Below are 11887 nucleotides of genomic sequence, written 5' to 3' on the forward strand. Positions count from 1 at the left end.
CCGTCCACACCCAGCCGGCCAACCTTCCGGAAGGAAAGACGTTCCCATGGCGGACGAGGAGAAGCTCCGCGCTTACCTGACCCGGGTGATCGCCGAATTGCACGACACGCGGCAGCGGCTGCGCAACGCCGAGTCCGGCGACCAGGAGCCCATCGCGATCGTCGCCATGGGCTGCCGGCTGCCGGGCGGCGTCAACAGCCCCGACGATCTGTGGCGCCTGGTCGCCGACGGTGGCGACGCCGTCGGTCCCATCCCCACCGACCGTGGGTTCGACGTCGCCGACCTCTACGACCCCGACCCGGACCGCTCCGGCGCGACCTACGTCGCCGAGGGCGGCTTCGTGCCCGAGGCGACGGCGTTCGACCCGGGCTTCTTCGGCATCAGCCCGCGCGAGGCCGTGGTCATGGACCCGCAGCAGCGGATGATCCTCGAGGTCTGCTGGGAGACCGTCGAACGCGCCGGCATCGCCCCGTCCGCCCTGCGCGGCACCCGGACCGGCGTGTTCATCGGCGCGAGCGGGCAGGGCTACGGTGCCGGGCTGCTGCACGCCGCCGAGGGCTCCGAAGGATACGTGCTGACCGGCGGCGCCACCTCGGTGGTCTCCGGCCGCATCGCGTACACGCTCGGGACCGAGGGACCGGCCGTCACGGTGGACACCGCGTGCTCGTCCTCGTCCGTCGGCCTGCACCTGGCGGTCCAGGCGCTGCGCCAACGCGAGTGCACGATGGCGCTGGCCGGTGGCGTGACCGTCGTGCCCAACCCGCTCGGCCTGGTCGAGTTCAGCCGGCAGCGGGCGCTCGCCGCCGACGGCCGGTGCAAGGCGTTCGCCGCCGCCGCCGACGGCATGGGCATGGCCGAGGGCGCCGCCGTGCTGCTGCTGGAGCGGCTCGAAGACGCCCGGCGCAACGGCCACACCGTCCTCGCGGTCATCCGCGGCTCCGCGGTCAACCAGGACGGCGCCTCCAACGGGCTCACCGCCCCGAACGGGCCCTCGCAGCAGCGGGTGATCCGGCAGGCCCTCGCCAACGCGCGGCTGTCCCCGGAGCAGATCGACGTCGTCGAGGCGCACGGCACCGGCACCACGCTGGGCGACCCGATCGAGGCACAGGCGCTCATCGCCACGTACGGGCAGGACCGCACCGCCGGGCGGCCCCTCTTCGTGGGCTCGCTCAAGTCGAACATCGGCCATACCCAGCAGACCTCCGGCGTCGCCGGCGTCATGAAGATGGTCCTGGCCATGCAGCACGGGATCCTGCCCAAGACGCTGCACATCGACGCGCCGACGCCGCACGTGGACTGGTCGGCCGGACAGGTGGAGCTGCTGACCGAGGCGCTGCCCTGGCCCGACACGGGAGCACCGCGGCGGGCCGCGGTGTCCGCGTTCGGCATCAGCGGCACCAACGTGCACACCGTCGTCGAGCAGGCGCCGCCCGCCGACGGCGAGCCGGCGTCCGGCACCGCGCCGCGACCCGGCGTCGTGCCGTGGGTCGTGTCGAGCCGCTCCGCCGAGGGGCTCGCCGCCCAGGCCGCGCGGCTGCGCGCACACGTCACCGCGGCGTCGCCGCACGCCGCCGACGTCGCCTGGTCGCTGGTGACGACCCGCGGCGAGCACGAGCACCGCGCCGTGGTCGTCGCCGCGGAGGACGAGGCCCTCACTGCCGGCCTCGCCGCGGTTGAGCGGGGCACCCCGTCGCCCAGCGTCGTCTCCGGCGTGGCCACCACGGGCAAGCTCGTCTTCCTGTTCCCCGGGCAGGGCGTGCAGCGGGCCGGGATGGGCCGCGAGTTGTACGACGCGTTCCCCGCGTACGCCGCCGCGTTCGACGCGGTCTGCGCCGCCTTCGCGCCGATGCTCGCGCACCCGCTGCGCGACCTCGTCTTCTCCGCGCCGGGCTCGCCCGAGGCGGCCCTGCTGGACCAGACCCTCTACACGCAGCCCGCCACGTTCGCGATCGAGGTGGCGCTGTTCCGGCTGTTCGAGTCGTGGGGCGTCACCCCCGACTACGTGCTCGGGCACTCCCTCGGCGAGGCCGCCGCCGCGCACGTCGGCGGCGTGCTGTCGCTCGAGGACGCCTGCGTGCTCGTCGCCGCGCGCGGCCGGCTCATGCACGCCCTCCCGCCCGGCGGGGCGATGCTCGCGGTGCAGGCCGGCGAGGCCGACGTCCGCGCCGCGCTCGTCGGCTACGAGGCCCTCGTCGACGTCGCCGCGATCAACGGGCCGACCTCCGTGGTCGTGTCCGGCGACGTGGACGCCATCGGCGAGCTGGTCGCCCGCTGGAAGTCGGAGGGCCGCAAGACCACCCGGCTCAACATCTCGTTCTCATCGCACTCACCGCTGGTCGAGCCGATCCTCGAGGAGTTCGGTGCGATCACCGGCGCCCTGCGCCACGACCCGCCCGTGATCCCCGTCATCTCCGACATGACCGGCGCCCCGGCCGGCGACGACATCCGCGAACCCGACTACTGGGTCCGGCACGCCCGGCGCCCGGTCCGCTTCGCCGACGCCATCGAGTGGCTGCGCCGCGACGGCGTCACCCGGTTCCTGGAGCTCGGCCCCGACGGCGTCCTGACCGGGATGGCCCGGCTCACGCTGGAGGAGGCGCAGGACAACCGCACGGCGGTCCTCACCGCCGCCCTGCGCACCGACCGCCCCGAGGCGGAGGCGGCGCTGCGCGGGCTCGCCGAGCTGTACACCCACGGCGTCGCGGTCGACTGGAGCGCCGTCCTCGACGGGCGCGGCGCCCGGAAGGTCGACCTGCCGACGACGGCGTTCCTGCGGCACCGGTACTGGCTGGACCCGCCGGCCCAGGTCGCACCCGAACCGGTCGCGGCCGACCCGGCGGAGACCCGCTTCTGGCAGGCGGTCGAGCGCGGCGACCTCGCCGGTCTCGCCGGCACGCTCGGACTCGACGCTCCGGACGCCCACGGGGAGCTCGGCGCGGTGCTGCCGGCCCTGGCGGCCTGGCGTCGGCGCCGGCGCGCGGAGTCCACCGTGGACGCGTGGCGGTACCGCATCGTCTGGAAGCCGCTGCAGGAGCTACCCGGCGGCGCGCTCACCGGCACCTGGCTCGTGATCGCCCCGGACGGGACGCAGACCGGGGACGTGACCCGCGCGCTGCACCGCGCCGGCGCCGCCACGGTCGAGCTCACCGTCGACCCGGCCACGACCGGCCGCGCGGACCTCACCGACCGGCTGCTGACCGTTGCTGGACCCGGCCTCGCCGGCGTGGTGTCGCTGCTGCCCGCGGCCGAGGCACCCCTCGCCGGGCACGAGGCGGTCCCCGCCGGACTGGCCGCGTCCGTGGTCCTGTTGCAGGCCCTCGACGACGCCGGCCTGCCGGCGCCCGTATGGTGCCTCACCCGCGGCGGCGTGTCCGTCGGCCGCTCCGACCCGCAGCGCAGCGCCGTCCAGGCGCACGCCTGGGGCCTGGGCCGCATCGCCGCGCTCGAGTTCCCGGACCGGTGGGGCGGCCTGGTCGACCTGCCCGACGAGCTCGGGGAGCGCGACGAGCGCCGGCTGGCGGCGCTGCTGTCCGCCGGCACCGGCGAGGACCAGGCCGCGATCCGGGCCTCCGGGGTCTTCGTCCGGCGGCTGGAACGCGCCGAACCGGTCGTGGAACCGGCCGTGGAGCCGGTCGTGGAGCCCGCCGGGGAGTGGCGCGGCGCCGGCACCGTGCTCGTCACCGGCGGCACCGGCGCGCTCGGCGCGCTGGTCGCCCGCTGGCTCGCCGGGCGCGGCGTGCCACACCTCGTCCTCACCAGCCGCCGCGGCCCGGCCGCGCCCGGCGTGGACGCGCTCGTCGCGGAGCTCACCGCGGCCGGGACCCGGGTCACCGTGGCCGCCTGCGACGCGGGCGACCGCGCCGCGCTGGCCGGGGTCCTGGACGCGATCCCGGCCGAACACCCGCTCACCGGCGTGGTGCACGCCGCCGGGCTGGTCGACGACGGGGTGCTCGAGGCGCTGACCCCGGACCGCCTCGACGGTGTCCTGCGCGCCAAGGCCCTCGCGGCGCGGCACCTGGACGAGCTGACCGCGGACCTGCCGCTGTCGATGTTCGTCATGTTCAGCTCGATGGCCGGCACGATCGGCAACCCGGGACAGGCGAACTACGCCGCGGCCAACGCCTACCTCGACGGGCTCGCCCGGCACCGCCGGGACCGGGGCCTGGTCGCCACCTCGATCGCCTGGGGTGCCTGGGGCGAGGCGGGGCTCGCCACCGACGACGTGGTGCTCCAGCGGCTGCGCCGCGGCGGGGTGCCGCCGATGGACCCGCGGCTGGCGATGGCCGCGTTCGCCGCGGCGGTCGAGCACGACGAGACCTTCGTCGCCGTCGCCGACATCGACTGGGGCCGGTTCGCCGGCGCCTTCGCGGCGGTCCGGCCCAGCCCGCTCATCGGCGACCTGCCGGAGGTCCGGCACGCCGCCGCCCAGGTCGCGGCGGCGGGCACCACCGGTGCTGACCCGGCGGCCACGTTGGCGGCCCGGCTCGCGGCCGTGGCACCGGCCGGCCGGCTCGATGTCGTGCTCGACCTCGTCCGCACCCAGGCCGCCATGGTGCTCGGCCACGCCTCCGGTGACGCCATCGACGCCGCCCGCGCGTTCCGCGACCTCGGCTTCGACTCGCTGACCGCGCTGGACCTGCGCAACCTGATCGGCACGGCCACCGGACTGCGTCTGCCGGCCACCCTGATCTTCGACTTCCCGACCCCGCAGGCACTGGCCGGGCACCTCCTCGATCGGGTCGGCGTCGCCGGCGCGGACCCGGTCGCGGGCGTCGGCGGGACCGGTGCGGCGGCCGCGCCCCACGCGGACGAGCCGATCGCGATCGTCGCGGTCAGCTGCCGGTTCCCCGGCGGCGTCGCCTCACCCGAGGACCTGTGGCGGCTGCTGGCCGACGGCGTCGACGGTGTCTCGCTGTTCCCCACCGACCGGGGCTGGCCCGCGATCCACGCCGGCGGGTTCGCGCCCGAGGGCGGCTTCCTGTACGACGCCGCGCTGTTCGACGCCGGCCTGTTCGGCATCTCGCCGCGCGAGGCCGTCGCGATGGACCCCCAGCAGCGGCTGCTGCTGGAGACCGCGTGGGAGGCGTTCGAGCGGGCCGGCATCGACCCGCGATCGCTGCGCGGCAGCAGCACCGGCGTCTTCGTGGGCGGCTCGGCGGCCGGCTACGGCGCCGGCGTCGCCCTCCCGCCCGGCGCCGAGGGTCACTACATGACCGGCAACGCGGCAAGCGTCATGTCCGGCCGGATCGCGTACACCTTCGGGCTCGAAGGCCCGGCGGTGACCGTCGACACCGCCTGCTCCTCGTCGCTGGTCGCCCTGCACCTCGCCGTCCAGGCACTGCGCCGCGGCGAGTGCGCGATGGCGGTCGCCGGCGGCGTGTCCATCATGCCGACCCCGATGGTCTTCGCCGAGTTCAGCAAGCAGGGCGGTCTGGCGGCCGACGGCCGGTGCAAGCCCTTCGCCGCCGCGGCCGACGGCACCGGCTGGGGCGAAGGCGTCGGACTGGTGCTGCTCGAGCGGCTCTCCGAGGCGCGCCGGCAGGGCCACGAGGTGCTCGCCGTCGTCCGCGGCTCGGCCGTCAACCAGGACGGCGCCTCCAACGGCCTGACCGCGCCGAACGGGCCCTCCCAGCAGCGGGTCATCCTGCAGGCGCTCGCCGACGCCGGTCTCGCACCGTCCGATGTGGACGCGGTGGAGGCGCACGGCACCGGCACCACCCTCGGCGACCCGATCGAGGCGCAGGCGCTCATCGCCACCTACGGACAGCACCGCCCGGCCGGCCGGCCGCTGCTGCTCGGCTCGATCAAGTCGAACCTCGGCCACCCGCAGGCCGCCGCCGGCGTCGCCGGCGTCATCAAGATGGTGCTGGCGCTGCGGCACGGACAGCTGCCCCGCACGCTGCACGTCGACGCGCCCACGCCGCACGTCGACTGGTCCGCGGGCGAGGTCGCGCTGCTCACGGAGCCCGTCGCGTGGGAGCCGGGGGAGCGGGCGAGGCGCGCCGGGGTCTCCGCGTTCGGGATCAGCGGCACCAACGCCCACCTGATCATCGAGGAGCCACCGGCCGACCCGCCCGCGCCCACCCGTGACACCGTCCCCGGACCGGTGCCGTGGCTGCTGTCGGCGAAGACCGCCGAAGGGCTCAGCGCCCAGGCCGAGCGGCTGCGCGCGTTCGTCGCCGGCGGCACCGGGGACCTGCTCGACGCCGGGTACTCCCTCGCCACCGGCCGGGCCGCGCTCGAACACCGGGCCGTCGTCACCGCCACCGACCCGGCCGAGCTGCTCGACGGCCTCACCGCGCTGGCCGCCGACGAGTCCGTGGCCGGCGTCGCACACGGCCGCACCGGGCCGGGCCGGCTCGCGATGATGTTCACCGGCCAGGGAGCTCAGCGCGCCGGGATGGGACGGGCGCTGTACGAGGCGTTCCCGGTCTACGCGGAGGCGTTCGACGCCGTCTGCGCCCGCCTCGACGGCGCACTCGACCGGCCCCTGCACGACGTGGTGTTCGACGGCGGCGAGCTGCTCGACCGCACGGCATACACGCAGGCCGCCCTGTTCGCCGTCGAGGTGGCGCTCTACCGGCTGCTGGAGCACTGGGGCGTGCGCCCCGCCGCCGTCCTCGGCCACTCGGTCGGCGAGGTCGTCGCCGCGCACGTCGCCGGTGTGCTGTCGCTCGACGACGCCTGCACGCTCGTCGCGGCCCGGGGCCGGCTCATGCAGGCCCTCCCCGAGGGCGGCGCGATGCTGGCGGTGCAGGCCGGCGAGGACGAGGTCCGCGCGGTGCTCGCCGACGTGACCGGCGGCATCGGCGTCGCCGCCGTCAACGCCCCGTCGGCGGTGGTCGTCTCCGGCGACGCCGACGCCGTGGACGAGGTCGCGGCGCGGTTCGCCGGGACCGGGCGCAAGACCAACCGGCTCCGGGTGTCGCACGCCTTCCATTCCGCCCGGATGGAGCCGATGCTCGCGCAGTTCGCCGCGGTGCTGGACGGCCTCACCTACGAGCGGCCGAACATCCCCGTCGTGTCCAACCTGACCGGAGCGCCGGTCGAGGCGTTCACCGCCGGCTACTGGGTGCTGCACGCGCGGGAGGCGGTCCGCTTCGCCGACGGCATCGAGCGGCTCGCCGCCGACGGCGTGAACCGTTTCCTGGAGGTCGGCCCGGCCGGCGTCCTCACCGGGATGGCCCAGCTCTGCTTCGCGGACCGGTCGGAGCCGCCGCTGCTGGTGCCCGCGCTGCGCGCCGACCGGGACGAGGTGCGGGCCCTGCTGGACGCCGTGGCCCGGTTGCACGTGGCCGGCGCCGCCGTCGACTGGGCCGCCGTGTTCGAGGGCCGGGGTGCGCGCCGGATCGCCGTGCCCACGTATGCCTTCCAGCGTCGCCGCTACTGGCTGGAGGCGCCGGCCGCCGTCGAACCCGCGCCCGCAGCCGGTGCCGACCCCGCCGAGGCCCGGTTCTGGGACGCGGTCGACCGCATCGACAGCGCGGCGGTCGCCACCGAGCTTGCCGCCGCCGGGCCGGACACCATGCGCGACGTCGTGCCGGCGCTCGCGGCCTGGCGCCGCCGGCGGCGCGCGGAGTCCACGGTGGACGGATGGCGGTACCGCGTCTCCTGGCAGGCGGTCCCCGAGACCGCGCCGCCGGCGCTGACCGGCACCTGGCTGCTGGTCGCGCCCGCCGGTGCCGGCGCCGAGGCGTCCGCCGTGGCGGTCGCCCGCGCGGTGCACGCCCACGGCGGCAGCACCGTCACGATCACCACCACCGACGAGCACGACCCCGGCGCGCTGGCCGAGCGGATCGGCGCGCTGATGACGGCGGCCGGCCCGCTCGCCGGGGTCGTGTCCCTGCTCGCGCTCGACGGGCGCGGTGCGGCGCCGGACGCCGCCCGGCGCGCGGTCGACGCGACCGCGCACCTGGTGCAGGCGCTCGCCAAGGCCGACGCGGAGCTGCCGCTGTGGTGCCTCACCAGCGGAGCGGTCGGCGTCGGCCACGCCGACCCGCTGCCGGCGCCGCGTCAGGCGTCCGTCTGGGGTCTCGGCCGGGTCATCGCCCTGGAACAGCCCAGGCGCTGGGGCGGGCTCGTCGACCTGCCCGAGCACGTCGACGACCGGATCGGCACCGCGCTCGTCCGGCTGCTCGCGGACGGCACCGAGGACCAGGTCGCGCTCCGGCCGGCCGGCACCTTCGCCCGGCGGCTGGTGCGCGCCCCGCTCGGCGCGGCCGACCCCGGCATCGCGGCGTGGCGGCCCGGCGGCACCGTGCTCGTCACCGGTGGCACGGGCGCGCTGGGCCGGCGGCTGGCGCGGTGGCTGGCCGGTCGGGGTGCCCCGCACATCGTGCTGGCCGCGCGGCGCGGCGCGGCGACCGATCGCCCCGACGATCTGGCCGGTCTCGCCGCCGAACTCGAGGCGGCCGGCACGCGGCTCAGCGTCGTCGCCTGCGACGTCGCCGATCGGGCCGCCGTCGCGGAACTGCTCGCGGCGATCCCGGCCGAGCACCCTCTCGACGCGGTGTTCCACGCCGCCGGCGTGTTCGACGACACCGAGATCGTGTCGCTCACCCCGCAGCACAGCGCCGAGGTGCTGCGGCCCAAGGCCGACGGCGCCTGGCACCTGCACGAGCTCACCTGCCACCTGCCGCTGTCGGCGTTCGTCCTGTTCTCCTCCGCGGCCGGGGTCTGGGGCGGCAGCCGTCAGGGCGCTCACGCCGCCGCGAACGCCTTCCTCGACGCGCTCGCCGAACACCGTCGGGCGGTGGGACTGCCGGCCACCGCGATCGCCTGGGGGCCGTGGGCCGACCCGGACGGCATCGCCGGCGCCGCATCGGTGCAGGAGCGGCTGCGCCGGCTCGGCCTGCCGCCCATGGCGCCCGACCTCGCCCTCGACGTGCTCGGCCAGGCCGTCGACCGGCGCGAGCCGGTCCTGGTGGCCGCCGACGTGCGATGGGCACCGTTCATGGAGTCGTTCACCATGACCGGGCGCCGCCCGCTGTTCGACACCGTGCCCGGGGCGGGTGGCCCCGCCACCGACGCCGGCACCGAACCCGGGGAGCCGGCCGGCGCCGACCCGGCGGGGGTGCGCAACGGACTGCTCGACCTCGCCGGCCCCGACCGGTCGGCCACGCTCCTCGATCTGGTGCGCGGTCACGCCGCCACGGTGCTCGGCCACCTCACCGCCGACGCGTTCGGCGTCGACGACGCGTTCCTGGAGCTCGGCTTCGACTCGCTCACCTCGATCGAGCTGCGCAACCGGCTCCAGGCGGCCACCGGGCTCACCCTGTCGGCCACGGCGGTCTTCGACCACCCGACGGTGCTGCGCCTCGCCGGCCACGTGGAGCAGGCGCTGCTGGAATCCGCCGGCAACGGGACGGAGGCTGCCGCCGCGCCGGTCCTGGGTATCGCGCCCGACGACGCGAACCCCGTCGGCCTGCTCAACTCGCTGTACCGTCAGGCGATCCGGACGAACCGGGTCGAGCAGTTCATGACGGTCGTGGTCGACGCGGCGGAGTTCCGGCCCGTGTTCCACCGCCCCGAGGAACTCGTCGACCCGCCCGCCGTCGTGCACCTGGCCCGGGGGGCGCGGCGGCCGCGGATCGTCTGCCAGACGGGCATCACGGCGATCGGCGGGCCGCACGAGTTCGCCCGCTTCGCGGCCGGCTTCCGCGGTCAGCGGGACGTCTCGGTGCTGCCGCTGCCCGGCTTCGGCCGCGGCGAGCTGCTGCCCGCGGACGGCGACGTTGCGCTGCAGTGGCAGGCCGCGACGCTGCTCGACCTGGTCGGGGACGAGCCGTTCGTGCTCGTCGGGCACTCCGGCGGCGGCATCCTGGCGCACGCACTGACCAGTCACCTCGAGGCGGCCGGGGTACGACCAGCCGGCGTGGTGCTCGTCGACGTCTACCCGCTGTCCCGGCCGGTCCACCTGGTCTGGCAGAACGAACTGTCGGAGGGCGTCTTCGAGCGCGAGCACACGTACGTGCCGATGGACGACATCCGGCTCACCGCCCAGGCCGCCTACGGCATGATGACCGTCGGCTTCCTCGCCGAGGAGGTCGCGGCGCCGACGCTGCTGATTCGGGCCAGCGAGCCCATGGGCCCGTGGGACCGCGACGATGACTGGCGGGCCACCTGGGACCTGCCGCACACGCCGGTGGACGTGCCGGGCAACCACTTCTCGGTGATGGCCGAGCACGTGGACACCACGACCGCCGCCGTCAACGCCTGGCTGGAGACGCTCGGCTGACGGCACGCACCCGCCCCGCCGCCGGTCCGGCGGCGGGGCGTTCTGCCGTGGCACAACACGCGAGAACGGCCGCCCGCGGGTGCGGACGGCCGTTCACAGGCGGTGCGGCTCAGCGGAAGGTGACCCGCAGCGGCAGTCGCTTCAGGCCGAGCAGGAACGTGAAATGGGAGAACCACTCGAGATCCGTGCTCGCGAGCTCGATCGTGCGGTACCGCTGCAGCAGCTGCTGGAACGCCATCACGACCTCGAGCCGGCCGAGCGTCGCGGCGATGCAGTAGTGCGGGCCGGAGCCGAACGCCAGCGACTTCGTGGCGGGCCGGGTGATGTCGAGACGGTCGGGGTCCGGATACTTCTCCGGGTCGCGGTGCCCGGCCCCGAGCACCACCAGCACGGCCGAGTCGGCCGGGATCGTGGTGTCGCCGAGGGTGACGGCCGCGGTGGTGCGCCGGGCGAGGACCTGCACCGCGGAGTTGAACCGGGCGAGCTCCTCGAAGCTGTGATCGACCAGGTCGGGCCGCTGCTGCAGGAGCCGCAGCTGCTCCGGGTGCTCCAGCAGCGCGAACATCCCGTTGCCGAGGACGTTGACCGACGTCTCGTGGCCGGCGTTGAACAGCAGCAGGACCTGGGCGACGATGTCCTCCTCGGACATCACCTCGCCGTCTGCGTCGGGCTCCAGCAGCATCGACAGGACGTCCTCGCGCGGGTGGACGCGGCGCTCGCGCAGCCGCTCGCCGATGTAGGCGCGGAACTCCGGCTCGGCCCGGTTCATCCGGATCCGCATCTGCGGGGTGACGAGCGGGTCGACGACGTCGGCGATGGTGTTCGTCCAGTGCCGGCAGCGCTCGGCGTCCTCGATCGGGATGCCGAGCAGCTCGCAGACGACGTAGACCGGCAGGGGCAGCGCGATGCCGTTGATGAGGTCGATCTCGCCGTCGCCCATCGCATCGATCATGTCGTTGATCATCGCGGCGATCCGGGGCTTGAGGCGCTCCACGGCGGCCGGGGTCAGTGCGCGGGCGACCAGCCGGCGCAGCCGCCGGTGCACCGCGCCGTCATTGGTCAGCATCCAGCGCTTGGTGCTGCGCACGATTGGGCTGTTGGGCCCGCCGCGGACCCGGACCCACTCGGGGTCGTCGGTGTAGTTCGCGGACACGCCGGGGGCGCGCAGGAACGCGTCACAGTCGTCGAACCGGGTGAGCACCCAGTAGCCGAGCGGGGAGTGGTGGATCGGGTCTGCCTCGCGCAGCCGCCGGTAGTACTCGTACCGATCGCTCTGCAGCAGCGGGTCCCGCAGGTCGAAGAGCAGCTTCGTGCCGAAGGTCGTCATCGTCGCAGCCGATCTGGTCGGGGTTCGAGCCCAACTGTCCGGTTCCCCGCGCCGGCCGGTCAACCCCTAGCGAACCCCCCGCAACGTCGGGAGGACGGCCGCAAACCGTTGACCGGCAAGGCCGCCGGTTAAGGGTGCGGGCGGCCCGTGCTAGGGGTGTCGGGCATCGGCACCGGTCATTAGTGTCACGTGCCAGGTGGCGATGTGCGGGCGGGGCGTGCACACCCGGTCATTGCAGCGACAGTCGTCGCCGATCGGCGGAGAACTCAAGTCTGAACAGACCGGCGGATCAGCCCGGGCCGGTCGGCCACGGGCATCCGGCG

General features: G+C 75.5%; 1 protein-coding gene and 1 pseudogene. One reads left to right on the forward strand and one right to left on the reverse strand.

Features of this window, described 5'->3' with window-relative positions; genetic code table 11:
* Positions 1-52 precede the first annotated feature (52 nt).
* Positions 53-10207, forward strand: a pseudogene (locus tag ACFPIJ_RS62225) (type I polyketide synthase); the annotation flags it as partial.
* A 139-nt stretch (positions 10208-10346) separates the two neighbouring features.
* On the opposite strand, the gene ACFPIJ_RS62230 reads toward ACFPIJ_RS62225, so the two are convergent.
* Positions 10347-11564, reverse strand: a complete 1218-nt coding sequence (locus ACFPIJ_RS62230; RefSeq protein WP_380129008.1) for a cytochrome P450 — start codon at positions 11562-11564, stop codon at positions 10347-10349.
* Between the last annotated feature and the right edge of the window lie 323 nt (positions 11565-11887).

The sequence above is a fragment of the Dactylosporangium cerinum genome (assembly GCF_042653625.1).
Lineage (GTDB): Bacteria > Actinomycetota > Actinomycetes > Mycobacteriales > Micromonosporaceae > Dactylosporangium > Dactylosporangium cerinum.

Bases quoted from the DNA above. Each gene is read 5' to 3' on its own strand.
- ACFPIJ_RS62230 (WP_380129008.1), bottom strand. From the start codon at position 11,564: ATGACGACCTTCGGCACGAAGCTGCTCTTCGACCTGCGGGACCCGCTG.